Annotated in this window: 18 protein-coding genes; all 18 read left to right on the top strand. The window is 43.1% G+C overall.

Features of this window, described 5'->3' with window-relative positions; genetic code table 11:
- Positions 1 to 141: 141 nt before the first annotated feature.
- The 18 genes from dat (at position 142) to speD (ending at position 14,688) form a co-directional block, all read left to right on the top strand.
- The gene (dat, locus tag O3617_RS08085) at positions 142 to 999 is read left to right on the top strand and encodes a D-amino-acid transaminase (protein ID WP_371449493.1); all 858 of its coding nucleotides are present in this window, start codon (positions 142 to 144) and stop codon (positions 997 to 999) included.
- A 74-nt stretch (positions 1,000 to 1,073) separates the two neighbouring features.
- The gene (locus tag O3617_RS08080; RefSeq protein WP_371449492.1) at positions 1,074 to 2,120 is read left to right on the top strand and encodes a methionine ABC transporter ATP-binding protein; all 1,047 of its coding nucleotides are present in this window, start codon (positions 1,074 to 1,076) and stop codon (positions 2,118 to 2,120) included.
- Entirely contained in the window at positions 2,101 to 2,754 is a 654-nt protein-coding gene (locus O3617_RS08075) for a methionine ABC transporter permease (RefSeq protein ID WP_005377242.1), read from the top strand. The genes O3617_RS08080 and O3617_RS08075 overlap by 20 nt, the downstream gene beginning before the upstream one ends.
- 8 nt (positions 2,755 to 2,762) lie before the next feature.
- Positions 2,763 to 3,062 carry a YerC/YecD family TrpR-related protein gene (locus O3617_RS08070; RefSeq protein WP_301833907.1) on the top strand — a complete coding sequence of 100 codons (300 nt, stop codon included), beginning with the start codon at positions 2,763 to 2,765 and terminating at the stop codon, positions 3,060 to 3,062.
- A 149-nt stretch (positions 3,063 to 3,211) separates the two neighbouring features.
- Positions 3,212 to 4,006 (top strand): TSUP family transporter, encoded by a 795-nt coding sequence (locus O3617_RS08065; RefSeq protein ID WP_371449491.1) that lies wholly within the window; start codon positions 3,212 to 3,214, stop codon positions 4,004 to 4,006.
- Positions 4,007 to 4,017: 11 nt separating this feature from the next.
- Positions 4,018 to 4,785 carry an SDR family NAD(P)-dependent oxidoreductase gene (locus O3617_RS08060; RefSeq protein WP_371449490.1) on the top strand — a complete coding sequence of 256 codons (768 nt, stop codon included), beginning with the start codon at positions 4,018 to 4,020 and terminating at the stop codon, positions 4,783 to 4,785.
- A gap of 158 nt (positions 4,786 to 4,943) precedes the next feature.
- Complete coding sequence (locus tag O3617_RS08055) at positions 4,944 to 5,807, top strand: hypothetical protein (protein ID WP_371449489.1); 864 nt, start codon at positions 4,944 to 4,946, stop codon at positions 5,805 to 5,807.
- Between the two features lie 14 nt (positions 5,808 to 5,821).
- Positions 5,822 to 6,160 (top strand): YkvA family protein, encoded by a 339-nt coding sequence (locus O3617_RS08050; protein ID WP_295229156.1) that lies wholly within the window; start codon positions 5,822 to 5,824, stop codon positions 6,158 to 6,160.
- A gap of 117 nt (positions 6,161 to 6,277) precedes the next feature.
- Positions 6,278 to 6,697 (top strand): thioesterase family protein, encoded by a 420-nt coding sequence (locus O3617_RS08045; protein ID WP_005377257.1) that lies wholly within the window; start codon positions 6,278 to 6,280, stop codon positions 6,695 to 6,697.
- Positions 6,690 to 7,499, top strand: coding sequence for a glutamate racemase (gene murI / locus O3617_RS08040; RefSeq protein ID WP_371449488.1), 810 nt, complete (start codon positions 6,690 to 6,692; stop codon positions 7,497 to 7,499). The genes O3617_RS08045 and murI overlap by 8 nt, the downstream gene beginning before the upstream one ends.
- 12 nt (positions 7,500 to 7,511) lie before the next feature.
- Positions 7,512 to 8,051, top strand: coding sequence for a hypothetical protein (locus tag O3617_RS08035; RefSeq protein WP_371449487.1), 540 nt, complete (start codon positions 7,512 to 7,514; stop codon positions 8,049 to 8,051).
- A gap of 12 nt (positions 8,052 to 8,063) precedes the next feature.
- Positions 8,064 to 8,717 (top strand): coenzyme F420-0:L-glutamate ligase, encoded by a 654-nt coding sequence (locus tag O3617_RS08030; protein WP_295998356.1) that lies wholly within the window; start codon positions 8,064 to 8,066, stop codon positions 8,715 to 8,717.
- A 93-nt stretch (positions 8,718 to 8,810) separates the two neighbouring features.
- The gene (locus O3617_RS08025) at positions 8,811 to 10,475 is read left to right on the top strand and encodes a hydantoinase/oxoprolinase family protein (RefSeq protein ID WP_371449486.1); all 1,665 of its coding nucleotides are present in this window, start codon (positions 8,811 to 8,813) and stop codon (positions 10,473 to 10,475) included.
- Positions 10,462 to 11,835, top strand: a complete 1,374-nt coding sequence (locus O3617_RS08020; RefSeq protein ID WP_371449485.1) for a histone deacetylase — start codon at positions 10,462 to 10,464, stop codon at positions 11,833 to 11,835. The genes O3617_RS08025 and O3617_RS08020 overlap by 14 nt, the downstream gene beginning before the upstream one ends.
- 141 nt (positions 11,836 to 11,976) lie before the next feature.
- Complete coding sequence (gene rph / locus O3617_RS08015) at positions 11,977 to 12,750, top strand: ribonuclease PH (protein ID WP_371449484.1); 774 nt, start codon at positions 11,977 to 11,979, stop codon at positions 12,748 to 12,750.
- Position 12,751: 1 nt separating this feature from the next.
- A complete protein-coding gene (locus tag O3617_RS08010; RefSeq protein ID WP_371449483.1) occupies positions 12,752 to 13,333 on the top strand; it encodes an XTP/dITP diphosphatase in 582 nt (193 codons plus the stop codon).
- A complete protein-coding gene (locus tag O3617_RS08005; protein ID WP_371449482.1) occupies positions 13,330 to 13,827 on the top strand; it encodes a metallophosphoesterase in 498 nt (165 codons plus the stop codon). The genes O3617_RS08010 and O3617_RS08005 overlap by 4 nt, the downstream gene beginning before the upstream one ends.
- A gap of 78 nt (positions 13,828 to 13,905) precedes the next feature.
- Positions 13,906 to 14,688 (top strand): adenosylmethionine decarboxylase, encoded by a 783-nt coding sequence (speD, locus tag O3617_RS08000; protein WP_005377253.1) that lies wholly within the window; start codon positions 13,906 to 13,908, stop codon positions 14,686 to 14,688.
- The last annotated feature ends 161 nt before the right edge of the window (positions 14,689 to 14,849 follow it).

The raw sequence follows: 14,849 nt of genomic DNA, 5'->3' as shown, positions 1-14,849 counted from the left end.
TTATAGTTATCGGTAGAGGGCGGATTTTTTCATGACTAAAATGAAAACTTTCACAATGTAAAGTGTGAAAATTAATCTGTGATTGTGCTATAATACAATCATACTGATTAGAGTTACAACAAGGGAAAATGAGGTGCTCTTATGAAAGAATTAACATATTTTAACGGTGAATTCGTCGAACCAGGTGCAAAGGTAATCAGCATTGATGACCGTGGTTACTTATTCGGCGATTCTGTATATGAAGTTGTACGTGTAACTAAAGGTCGTTGTTTTGCATTGTCCTATCACCAAGATCGTCTATATCGATCCATGCGTGAAATGGATATTCCTGTAAAAATGACGCCAGATGATTTGACCGAACTTCACGAAATCTTGATTGAACAAAGTGAAATCAAAGAAGGTTATATTTATTTACAAATTTCTCGTGGTGTAGCGCCACGCCATCATGCGTATGATCGCTCTAAACTTGAACCACAAATGCTCATGTCCATTCATAATCTCGATATGGATGCAGTGAACAAGTTGGAATCTGGTGTGAAAGCTATCGCATTGCCTGATGAACGTTGGGGGCATGTAGATATTAAAACTACGAATTTGGTTCCTAACATTTTGGCGCAAACAAAGGCGGAAAAGAAATTTGCTTATACAGCGATGTTATTCCGCGATGGCATTTGTACCGAAGGGGCTACATCTAATGTATTTGCCGTAAAAGATGGTATTATTTACACACATCCAGCGGATAATTATATATTGAAGGGCATTACGCGTCAAATGGTTATCACTCGTGTGGCACCTTCATTGGGCATCACTGTTATCGAAAAAGAGTTTGACCGCGCCTTCGTTGATGATGCGGATGAATTATTCTTTACCAATACAACCGGTGGTGTGATTCCGATTATAAAACTCGACAGAAATCCTGTAGCTGATGGTAAACCAGGTGCAGTGACGATGAAATTACGTCATGGTCTAGAAAAATTAATGGAAGAAGGCTTGGCTTAATTAGCAGACTATAGGTATCACTATGCTACCTATAGTGGCTAGTAAGGGGAGTTTTCACAAAGAAAGGACATATTTTGATTACATTAGAACACATTAGCAAGGTCTATGAAGGTGCTAATCGTGTAGAAGCGCTGAAGGATATTAGCCTCACCATTGAAAAGGGGCAAATCTATGGCATTATCGGTCAATCAGGAGCCGGTAAATCTACATTGATTCGTTGCATTAATATGCTAGAAGCCCCTACATCGGGCTCCGTTATCGTAGACGGCACAGATTTAACGAAATTGAGTGCCAGTGAACTACGCAAAGCGCGTAAACATATTGGCATGATTTTCCAACATTTTAATCTTTTATCATCGCGCACGGTCTATGACAATGTGGCATTTCCATTGGAATTGCAAGGCTTGAGCAAGGCTGAAATTAAGGAGCGCATCACTCCGATTCTCGATATCGTAGGCTTATCGGACCGCGTGAATAACTATCCATCGCAATTATCCGGCGGTCAAAAGCAACGCGTTGGCATTGCTCGCGCTTTGGCTTCTAATCCAAAGGTATTATTGTGCGATGAAGCTACATCTGCGTTGGATCCACAAACAACAGAATCCATCTTGGAATTGTTGAAGGATATTAATGAACGCATGGGCCTTACCATTGTGCTCATCACCCATGAAATGCAGGTTATCCGTGAAATTTGTGACCGCGTAGCCGTTATTGAAGGTGGTGTTATCTTAGAAGAAGGCAGCACGCTCGAAGTATTTACAAATCCGAAGAAACCGACTACAAAAGATTTCGTCGGCTCTGTCGTAAGCGATAACCTACCACAAGAAGCGCTTGAGCATCTAGAGCTTCATTATGACTGGATTGCTGGTACATCACCGCTTGTAAAATTGAAGTTTACCGGCCAAGCTACAGATGAACCTGTTGTGGCTGGTTTAGTACGTCGTTTTGATCTCGATGTAAGCATCTTATTCGGTGGTATCGATTACATTCAAAACACTAGCGTAGGCCGTCTTATCGTCATTTTGAATGGTGACCCTATGAAAGCGCAAGAAGGGCTAGACTATATCAGAACATTACCAATTGAAAGCGAGGTGATCGGTTATGTCAGAGCAAGTAATTAAATTGTTGATAACCGGTACCTTGGATACATTGCAAATGACCGTTATTTCTACAATCATGGCTATGATTATTGGTATACCGCTCGGCGTAGTATTGGTGGTTACATCTAAAGGGCACATTCTAGAAAATGCAGCGCTTAATAAAATTCTTGGCGCTATTGTGAATGCAACTCGATCCATCCCGTTTATCATCTTGATGGTGGCCATCATTCCATTTACACGCATGGTTGTTGGTACATCCATTGGTACGACGGCCGCTTGTGTACCGTTGACATTGGCAGCGATTCCGTTTTTAGCACGCCTCGTAGAAACATCCATTAAGGATATTCAATTCGGTGTTATCGAAGCTGCTCAATCGATGGGGGCAAGCCCATTCCAAATTATCCGCAAGGTATTGTTACCAGAAGCATTGCCAACTATTATCGATAATGTTACGGTGCTTATTGTTAACTTGATTGGTTACTCTGCAATGGCTGGTGCTATTGGTGGCGGTGGCCTTGGTGATATTGCTATCCGCTACGGATACCAACGTTTCCAAGGGGATATCATGCTCGCTACCATCATCATTCTTATCATTATGGTTCAAGTTATCCAAATGATTGGTGACGGTTTATCCAAAGCGATGAATAAGAAATAGGAGGCGTTATGAGCGTCAATGAAAAATTGAGAAGTGCTCAACATGACGAGCTCTTTGAAGGTATCTTACAACTTCAAACTGTGGAAGAATGTTATGCGTTCTTTGAGGATATTTGTACTGTTAATGAATTGAAAGCATTATCGCAACGACTTCAAGTAGCTAAGATGTTACGCGCTGGCGATAGCTATGAAACTATTGTAGAGGAAACTGGTGCTAGTACAGCTACAATTAGCCGTGTGAAACGATGCCTTGTGTATGGTGCCGATGGTTATACAGTAGTGTTAGATCGATTGGCCGGTACGAAATAGTTAAAAATATTTACATCTATATCGATGTAGGCAACGGTGGCCGATGGTCACCGTTGTTTTATATATGTATCTATTGTTTTTACCGATACGAATGGTAAAATGATAGTATACTTGTGATACATGAGATACATGAGATAGGGAGGACGTATATGGATTGGCTGATTTCTATTACCGGATTACCCTATGAGGTGATGATACTCATATTGCTTGGCGTAGCCGGAGCCTTTGCAGGCTTTGTTGATTCTATCGTAGGTGGTGGTGGCTTGATTTCTGTGCCAGCCATGTTGCTAACCAATTTACCTCCTAGCATGGCTCTAGGCAGTAATAAACTATCTAGCATCTTTGGTGCTGGTAGTGCGTCGATTACGTTTCTACGGAATCACATGGTCGATTTCGCATTAGTTCGCAAATTGCTACCATTTACCTTTATAGGCTCCATGCTCGGTACCTTGGCGGTCGTATCATTGCCTCCGCTCTATGTAAAACCGATTATTATTGTATTGCTTGTGGCCGTTACTCTATTCGTAGTATTTAAGAAAAATTGGGGCGAAGTGAACCGTACCTCCCAAGTGATGGGGCGAGCACTTTATATCTGCATGGCCTTTGCTCTTGGTATCGGTATTTATGATGGCTTCATTGGACCTGGTACAGGTACATTTCTTATTATGGGCTTTATCTTTACGGGGTTTGATTTTCTCCATGCTTCGGCAAATGCAAAAATATTAAACTTTACCAGTAATTTAGCATCCTTGTTGGTATTTATATATTTAGGGCATGTTAATTATATGTACGGCCTTGCCGCTGCGGTGGGCCAAGTGGTTGGCGCCTATTTAGGATCCCATTTAGCTATTGCGAAAGGGTCCTCTTTGGTGCGTGTTGTATTCCTGTCTGTTACGACAGTGATGTTGTTAAAATTAGTGTTTGATTATATTTCTACCTTGTAGGAGGTGTGAGTATGCCTCATAAAAGTGATGTTCAAGTGGCATTGATTAGCGGCGGTACATCGGGTATCGGATTTGCTACGGCCAAGCTATTATTGCAAGAAGGTTGGTGCGTGGTTATCAATGGCCGCGATGAACAAGCGGGACAAAGGGCAAAGATGAAATTGCGCCGCTATTCTTCGAAGGTGCGATATGTGAAAGGCGACGTATCCAGTGTGAGCGATTGCCAGCGCATTGTAAAAGAAACGGTAGATTTCTTTGGCAGTATTTCTGCTCTTGTGACGGCGGCTGGATATTATGAAGAAGAGCTACTAGCCGATGTATCTGAATCCGCCTTTGATGAAATGTTTGGAACGAATGTAAAAGGAACGGTGTTCTTGTGCCAAGCGGCATTGCCTTATTTACGTCAAGTAAAGGGCAGTATTGTTACCGTATCTAGTGATGCGGGCTTGCAAGGTAATGTGGCCTGTTCAGTATATGGTGCATCAAAAGGTGCTATCGTAAGCTTTACAAAATCCCTATCCCTTGAGATGGCACCCCATGAGGTGCGCGTTAACTGCGTGTGCCCTGGCGATGTAGATACATCCCTTGTAGATAAACAAATCGCTCAATCTCATCAAGATGCGGAGCAAGCAAAAGAGGAGATGGGGCAACATTATCCATTAGGACGTATTGCAAAACCTCACGAAATTGGCGAAGTTATAGCCTTTTTAATTAGTTCCAAGGCATCTTTTGTTACCGGTGCTGCTTGGACGATTGATGGAGGACTCACAAGCTGGTAGTGTATAGAGTATTATCTATTACTAATAGTCATAATAAACCCGTTTATACAGGGTAAAATATATATTATTCATTTCAATTCTGCATTGAGAATGGTATAATAATACTAATGAACGATACATACATTCACAAGTGGAATCCGGAAAAAAGGAGAACGATTATGGCAGAATACAATGGCGTTAGAATTGAACCGCTTAGCGATGGTGGTCAAGATTTAAATTATCAAGTTGAACAATTTATTTTCTGGGGCGCAGGCCGTGCTGCTGTATTGGCTTTGTCTCCAAAATTCAGCAATGTTGCACTATGCACCAATGCAACATACATGGTAACTCGCATTGCTCATTTATATGATGTGGAATTACAAACAGGTGCTGTTGTAGGTTTAGTAGGTGGCTTGAGCACTGCTATTGCTACGGCTGCTATTTCCTTACTCGTACCTTTTAAAGCGGTACGCGTGCCTGTAGCTGTAGGTTTGACCTATGCTATTGGTAAGGTAGCTCATATCTGGATCGAAGATGGTATGCCATCCGATATCGAACGCTATAAACCTATGATTGCTGAGTTCTATGAAAATGGTAAAGCCATTGCTGGCGAAATCGCTCGCGATGCAGCAGCAAGTATTCCTTTCACTCAAGGCCAACGCGATGTATGGGCTGGTATTGCCAACGAAACAGGTCTTGCAAAAGAACAATTAGAACAAGTATATTCTGAAAAAGTAGCACCTGCTATTGAAAAATGGAATACGGAAACGAAATACCAATTGCATGATAATGCAGCAGAAGCAGTAGCAAAAGTAACTGATGCGGCAAAAGAAAAAATCGATGTAGCAAAAGAAAAATTGGATACGGCTAAAGAATTGGCTAAAGGTGGCGTAGAAGTAGCGAAAGCAACAACTCAAGTGGCTGTGGAAAATGCAAAAACTACAGCAGCTCAAGCTGTGGAAAATGCGAAAGATACTGCGTTCCAAGCTGTTGAAACAGTTAAAGAAACAACAAAATCTACAATTAACGGTTTCCGTAAATAGTTAGAAGGATCGGTATGAATCCATTAAAGATTATCAAATATGGCAAGTATTTTAGCGAGTCTCGCTTTTTAGCGTTTGCTACTCGCTATGGTAAAAAACTTGCCTTTGTACAAAAAGCAGTGGTGTTATTCTTGTGTTTACGTGATCAAGATACACCAAAATATGTAAAGGCTATTTTAGCCGGCGCTTTAGGGTATCTCATCCTACCAATCGATATCATCCCTGATACGATTGCAGGCCTTGGCTGGGTAGACGATGTAGCAGTTCTTGGCATTGCTTTCAAAATCGCCAATCGCTATATCAAAACGTCCCACGAAGAACAAGCGAAAAAGCTATTCCCTTTTGGCAACTAACAAGTACATAAAAAGGCAGTTTAATCATTGTTATTGATTGGACTGCCTTTGTTTATTTGACACCCTTTGTTAATAGATATACAATTGAATTTGTATTGTAATAAGAAGGATGAATAAATGTATACAGCGACAATTAACGTCCGTTTCTATGAAACCGATATGATGGGAATTGCTCACCACAGCAATCATTTTCGGTGGTTTGAAATGGCGCGTATTGAATTCCTTCGTCACATCGGCGTCACCTTGTGGGATATGATGGACGAGGATATAGTATTTCCAATTATGAATGTATCGTGTAACTATAAGGAACCTGCTCGGTTCGATGACACGATTAATATAGAAACCTATTTAGTCAAAATGACCCGTGCTCAGATGGTATTTAAATACCGCATGCGCCGCGCTAGCGATGGTGCTCTATTGGCGACGGGTGAGACTAAGAATGCCTTTATGTCTAAATCGTCTGGGAAAATCGTACGATTAGAGGATCGCTTTTATCAACCTATTCTAAATGCTGTTGAGGAGATGCCTCATGACTAATATAGATACACAACGACTGCCTATCGGCGTCTTTGACTCAGGTGTAGGTGGTCTATCCGTTTTGAAAGTTCTACAGAAACAATTTCCCAATGAAAACTTCATCTATATAGGGGATAATGCTAATAATCCCGTTGGCAATCGTCCAACCGAGGAGATTACAGAAATCGCTTGTCGTATTGCAGAAACATTACATCAAGTACCTGTAAAATTGATGGTTATCGCTTGCAATACTTTCACCGTAGTGGCCCTCGATGAGGTGCGCAGTCGCGTCAATGTGCCGGTTATCGGTGTATCGCAAGGTGTTAAGACTGCTATTCGTGAAAGCAATAGTAATACCATCGGTATCATGGCGACGGTGGCAACTGTTAATAGTCATATTCATAAATATGTGGCTATGGACATCGACCATGAGGTTTTTGTATGGGAGCAACCATGCCCAGAACTAGCCGGCTTAATTGAACAAGGTCATTTGCATGATGACGCTGTTCGTAAAGCCGCTAAGGAGTACTTAGCACCAATGCTAGAACGGGATATCGATGTTGTCGTATTGGGATGTACTCATTTCCCATTTGTTAGCCCTGTCCTGCAGGAGTTATCAGGTGACCGCATCCGATATATCGACCCTGCTTATGAGACTAGCGATCTAGTACGACGTACGATGGACAGCAATCATCTGCATAATCCATCTACAGAGAAGGGCCGTAGTACCTTGTATTTCACAAAGGATATTGCCCTAGGGGCTGATTTGGGTGCCCAATTCTTAGATACTGATGATTTTTCGGTGGAATTGATTACACTATAAAGGAGAATTCACATGTGGTTTTATGACATCATAAATGTGATAGTTGCCATTGCAGTTATCGTAGCTATTTTGTACTTATTATTCCGTCTATTCGTATTAAAACAAGGTAATGAACGCGTTATTTTGTTGCCAAAGCGGAAAACAAGCTTTCAGTTGGCAGATATGAACATGAGTTCCATGACATTGTTCTGCGATGTGCCATTTGTGAACAAAGGCCGTCAACTTGGTACGATCATGGATTTATTTCCACGTCCTTTGCTTCCAGAAGAACATTTTGATGGCGTGAAAGTAGACGCTTGGGCTATGGATATCGATCATCCACGCCACGATGGTTATTTTGAAGCTATTATCATCAAGCCTCGCAAGGGTGGTACAATTCGCGTTTACGTTACCTTAACAGGTAGAAATGGCAACATTCGTGAAGATATTAAGGGATTCCCTTATATGGACATCGACATTTATTACCAAATCGTAGGTCGTACCGATTACCATATCGATAAACAACGTATTCGTTTGACTGCAGAAGAAGTACAAGCAGCATTGGTTCACTAAGGAGGCATAACAATGGCAGAATTAGAATTAGTATGTGTTCCTACACGTATTCTTACAGATAATGATGACATCGTTGATGCTATCGTTGAATTTGGTGGTCACAATATTGGACCAGAAGACATCGTATGCGTAGCAGAATCCGTTGTGGCTATTACACAAGGTCGCTTTACACGTCCAGAAGAACTCAATGTGTGCTGGCAAGCGCGCATGATTAACCGCTTTATCCATCCAGATGGTTCCATGGCTTCTATTTATGGTATGCAATCCGCTATGAACCTGGATGGTAAATGGAAGGTATTAGGTGCGTTCTTCTTAGGCGCTATTGCTAAAATTTTCCGCAAACCAGGCGTGTTCTATGCTATCGCCCGTGCTGCATCCTTAACCGATGACGTAACAGGTACCATGCCTCCATTCGATAAACACATCGTATTTGGTCCAAAAGATCCAGATAAGGTGGCTGAAAAAATCGTTCAACGCACAGGTTGCTATGGCGCTGTTGTAGCAGACGTAAACGACTTGAAACGCTCTGCTATCCTCGGTACAAGCCGCGGTATTGATGCGAAGAAAATCGCTAAATTGTTGATTGATAATCCATTTGGTAATGATAGCCAAATGACACCAATCGTTATTATTAAAAACTACGCTTCCGTTTCGGCAGCAAAATAAGAAATTCTCGATATTCCGGTGCAGAACTGGTAAGTCTAGAGATTAACAAAAGAGACTGCTCCGGCGGTCTCTTTTCTGTTTAAAGGAGGACATATGTTATTAGGCATAGATGTAGGCGGCACCTTTACGGATGCCGTTATCATAAATGGCAGCACCATCATTTCATCGGCTAAACGGCGAACCACGAAGTACAATCTCATGAATGGCATAACGGACGCCTTAGGTGCGGTGATGAGTGGTGTGGACTCTGCACAAATAGAACAGGTAACTCTATCCACTACGGTAGTGACAAATACAATTGTGGAGCATAAAGAACAACCTGTAGATCTCTATGTAGTAGCGGGGCCAGGGCGCAATGTAGACGATATATTCCCGGTAAGACCTGTGTATCTTAAAGGGTATACGGACCATCGCGGCATTGTGGTGGAACGTACGGATGTAGGGGGTACTCGCCAACTGGCGAACATGGTGCAATCCAAGAGTGGTACTGATTTGGCTGCTGTATCCGCAAAATTTGGCGTTCGCAATCCGAAGGAAGAAATCGATGTTGCTCAGGCTCTAGCTGACACATATAGCACGATTTCTACAGGCAGTGCACTAAGTGGCAATCTTAACTTCCCACGCCGCACTATAAGCGCCTATTTTAATAGTGCCGTAGCCGCTGTATTTAAGGAATTTAAGACCGCTGTTTACCACGCATTAGAAACCTTTCATATTACGGCACCTGTATATATTTTGAAAGCTGACGGCGGTTCGCTACCGATTGATACGGTGGAATCCATTCCTGTAGAAACTGTATTTACCGGACCCGCCGCTACGGTACTTGGCTTGGAAGCATTGCGCAGCACAAAAGAAGCCCATACGGTGGCCCTTGATATTGGCGGGACTACGACGGATATTTCCTTATGGAAACAGGGCAAACCACTGATGACAAAAGAGGGCGTATCCATCCGTGAATATCCAAGTGCAGTACGCTCCTTTGCGGTTACCTCGGTGGGCATTGGCGGTGAATCGGCTGTGCGCTATGAAGATGGAGAACTCATGGTTGGCCCTGAACGGCTCGGTCCGTCTGTTGCACTTGGCGGTACTATCCCTACATTAGGAGATGCCCTCATCGTGCTTGGTAACGCGCATTATGGTGATGAACAGAAGGCGTACGATGCTATTACACAGATTGATACGACCATTGATGCGAAAATCATGGCTCAGCGTATCGTAGATACAGCAGTCCGCGTTGTACAACAAGGCATTGATACGGTTGTGGCGAAAGAAAATAAACGACCCATCTACGTAGTGTCAGATATCGTACATCCAGATCCATTTGTACCGGCACAGCTCGTTATTGTCGGCGGTACAGCTGCTAGCTTGGGACCGATTATTGGAGATACACTAGGATTGCCTGTTCATATTCCGCCTGATGCGGCTGTGGCTAATGCCATAGGTGCTGGTGTGGCTAACCATACAATGGCGATTACGGTTCACGTCGATACAAAACGTCGTACCATGGTGGTGCCAGAATTGGGCATTCAAGATAAAGGTAGCTCTTTGCGTTCAGCTCAAGCTGTCGAAGAGGTAGCTTATGGCTTATTGCGCGAGGCTGCTCAGGAACAAGGGCTTGTACCTCAAGGTGTAATGCCTGCTATAGAAACGATTAGCGTTGAAGATTTTCCTGTTGTCGATGGATGGCAATCGATGGAACGTATTATCACTGTGAAAGTACAATTGAAAGCGGGGGTGAGCAACTATGTGGAATCATAAGGACAGTTACGGTGTGCGAAATGGAATTGTACCGGCTAGTACAATAGAACATCCTTCATTAGGTCTCGTATTTTTCCCTGCCTTTGATTGGAAAATTTCCGCTACCCATCCAGAACGGCAAGAACGGTTGCTCTATACGCGAGATCAAATCGTAGAAGAAGGTTTATTGGATGTACCGAATATTCGAGAGTACAATCCTATCGTAGCTGATTGGGACGTTATAGAACGGGTTCATGTTGGGGCCCCTGATTTAGCATCTTGGGTAACCGATGCGCATCGAGTATCGGCTGGTGGTGCCATTGCGGCGGCTGATGCGGTGCTACGAGGTGAGGTGGACCGTGCCTTTGCCCTCGTTAGACCACCAGGGCATCATGCGATGGCTATGGTTCATGGCATCCGTGGATTCTGTACCATCAATATTGAAGCTGTCATGATTCAACATATACGCCAAACCTATGGTGTAAAACGGGTGGCCATCGTCGATACCGATGTCCATCATGGGGATGGATCCCAAGATGTGTTCTACCACGATCCAGATACATTGTATATCAGCTTTCACCAAGATGGACGAACCTTATATCCTGGTACAGGATTTATGGATGAATTCGGTGGACCGCAAGCCATCGGTGCCAATATCGATATTCCGTTGCCACCAGGTACGGGTGATGAAGGCCTGTTAAAGGTCATGCGCGAATTAGTATTGCCTATTCTACATGAGTTCAAACCGGATATCGTCATCAACTCAGCAGGTCAGGACAACCATTTCTCGGACCCCTTAGCGAATATGAATGTTACCGCTAAGGGCTATGCAGAACTAGTCGACCTATTGCAAGCAGATATTGCTGTCCTTGAAGGAGGCTATTCCGTACAAGAGGCTTTGCCTTACGTAAACACAGGCATCATCTTATCCATGGCGGGGTTAGATTACAGTCGTGTTATCGAGCCAAACTATGTAGAACAACATCAATCGGCTGATGTAACGAGATATATAGATGATCTTATTTTGAAATGGAAGGACCAATGGGCACGGCGTGAGGACATTGCACGAGATGAACTTATCGGTCACAAGGATAGATGGGTGCGTGATTATTCTGTGTATTACGACGAATCTGGTGTACAAGAAGAGCGCCGTGAAACAGTGCGCCTCTATCCGGATAAAATTGGTTGGCATAGCATCGAATCCTATGGTAATTATGGGCCCTATGCAAAGCAAAGTGTGTACGCCATGTTTATTCCATGGCAGGCCGATGAAGCTACGCGCGAAGAGGCTTTCACAGAAGCACGCTGCATGAAAGAGCAAGGTGGGCTTAATCGCTATGTAGTGGTGGACCCTATGGGACAGGGTCAAGTTGAAATTTAGCCTGTCGAATGGAAACCACTGTTCATGATATAATAGAATAAACGAGATAGCGCCCCTCGTGTGAGGGGCGTTTCTATTGTGATACATATCCTATAATGAACGGTTCAGCATGGGTATACTAGAGATAAAGGGGGCATTGTTATGCGCAGTGATAATAGAACAGCAGGTCAATTAAGACCCATTAAAATAACAAGACATTTTACAGAATATGCAGAAGGCTCTGTCCTCATCGAATGTGGCAAGACAAAGGTCATTTGTACAGCTACTATCGAGGAAAATGTACCGCGCTGGCTTAAAGGTTCTGGTCAAGGTTGGGTGACAGCAGAGTATTCATTGTTGCCACGTTCTACAAAAACACGGGTAAGCCGTGAGGCCGCTCGTGGGAAACAAACGGGTCGTACCGTTGAAATTCAGCGCTTAATCGGTCGTGCATTGCGCGCCGTTGTAGATTTAAAAGCCCTAGGGGAACGTTCCATCACCGTAGACTGCGATGTTATCCAAGCCGATGGCGGTACTCGTACCGCATCCATTACAGGTGCCTTCGTAGCCCTTGTGGATGCCATCGATTTTACATTCGGTGGCTTTGGCAAATTCCCTATTACCGATTTCTGTGCCGCTATTTCCGTTGGCATTGGTCCAGACGGCCCTATTGCAGACCTTTGCTATGAAGAAGATAGCGCTGCCGTAGTGGACATGAACGTGGTGCGCACTGGTACCGGTAATCTTATCGAAGTACAAGGTACAGGCGAACATGGTACCTTTAGCCGCGATGAGCTTAACCAATTATTAGACCTTGCCGAATCTGCTACCGATGAGTTGATGGCGGTACAACGCAATGTACTCGGTTCTGTAGCGGACAAAATTGGCAAGGTGTATCCTGATGTACCTGTTCAAGCTGCTGAAGGAGAACAGTAATATGGAACGCATTGTATTAGCAACGGGCAATAAGGGAAAAATACGCGAATTTGAACGAGCTTTTTCTCATATGAATATTACCTGTGTGCCTGTGAAAGACATAGTAGACGTTCCGGAACCAGAGGAAACGGGCACGACCTTTATGGAAAATGCCATCCTCAAAGCGAAATACTATAGTGAAAAAACGGGACTACCTTGTTTGGCCGACGATTCGGGACTTGCTGTCGATGCCCTCGATGGGGCACCTGGTGTATACTCTGCACGCTATGCAGGTGTTCACGGCGATGACGGGGCAAATAATGAAAAATTAATTCGCGAATTACAAGGTAAATCGGATAGAACTGCGCACTATGTATGCGCTTTAGCATTGGTGCATCCAGATGGTGCTAGCGTGACGGCCGAAGCCTCCTGTGATGGCGAAATTCAAGATACGCCGGTTGGTACTAATGGATTTGGCTATGATCCATACTTCTTTGTTCCTCAATTTGGTAAAACCATGGCGGAACTCGATATCGATACGAAGGAATCCATCAGTCATCGTGGCAAGGCGTTGCAACAATTGGTTGCGAAGGTGAACAAATGAAACGAATAGGTATTATTAGTGATACACATGGTTATCTCGACACCATTGATCTCGTGTTAAATGCGACGGTGAATCAAGATATCGACATGTGGCTACATGCTGGCGATTACGGCGACGATGCGCGGTATATGCAAACGCGCACCAATGTGCCGGTCTATGCCGTGCGCGGCAATAATGACCGAGTGCATCCTTTAGAACCTAAGGAACAGTTGATTCCCTTAGAGGATACCTATATTTACATGACCCATGGTCATGAGGTATCATATGATAAACGAATACAAGAATTGGTACACGTTGGCAACGCCATGGGGGCACGTCTCATCGTATGCGGGCACAGTCATATTCGTAAAGAGAAACTTTTAGGTGACACATTATTTGTCAATCCAGGTAGTATTGCATTACCTCGGGATGGAACGGGTGGTACCTTTGCTATTGTAACCTACGAAGACGGTGTCTTTGATGTAAAATTTAAGTATAAACGAGATATTATATAGAATATGTGTGAAAGTTGGATTTTGTATGACTTTCACAAAAAATAGTAAGTCTATGCATAGAAAGGGTTATGGTATATCATGGATACACCAGTTAAGGCAAAGCCTAAAATGAAGTTATATGGGTTTAATAATCTCACGAAGACGTTGAGTTTTAATATTTATGATATTTGTTATACTCGTACAGAGGAAGAAAAGAAGCAATATATTCAATATATTGATGAAGTATACAACGCGGAACGTTTGACGAATATTTTGACCGAAGTGAGTCATATTATCGGTGCCAATATTTTGAACATTGCGAAACAAGATTACGATCCACAAGGGGCATCGGTTACGATTTTGATTTCCGAAGAAGAAATTGAAAAAGAAGATGTGGTTATGCATTTGGATAAATCCCATCTTACGGTTCATACGTACCCTGAAAGCCATCCGCATAAGGGAATTAGCACATTCCGTGCCGATATCGAGGTATCCACATGTGGTCAAATCTCTCCACTTAAGGCACTCAATTACTTGATCAATAGCTTTGATTCAGATATTTTGACCTTGGACTATCACGTGCGTGGCTTTACGCGCGACGTGTCGGGCAAGAAAATCTACATTGACCATCGTATCAACTCCATTCAAAACTACATTAATGCGAAAACTCGCAATTTGTATAACATGATCGATGTGAACGTGTACCAAGAAAATATCTTCCACACTAAGATGATGCTCAAGGACTTTGATTTGGATAACTACTTATTCGGTATTACCGAAGCTGAGTTAAGTGAACGGGAAATCAAGCAAATTAAACACCAATTGCGACAAGAAATGACAGAAATCTTCTACGGCCGTAACTTGCCGTCTGTGAAAGCGTAGTTGCTTTCAATATGTAAGGTAAAAATCGTTTACATGGCTGATTTTCTTAGTGTATAGCTAATATTAAATCAACTGATAGGGGCAATATTATTGCTAATTCTAAAATTTTCGAAAAACTATATCGAAAAATCTTGTATTATTGGTTCCGATTCTGTATAATA

Origin of the sequence: Veillonella sp. 27098_8_77 (assembly GCF_041431535.1) — a bacterium.
Classification (GTDB): domain Bacteria; phylum Bacillota; class Negativicutes; order Veillonellales; family Veillonellaceae; genus Veillonella.
The sequence above is the reverse complement of the archived record's forward strand: the minus strand, read 5'-3'. Positions and strand labels throughout refer to the sequence as shown.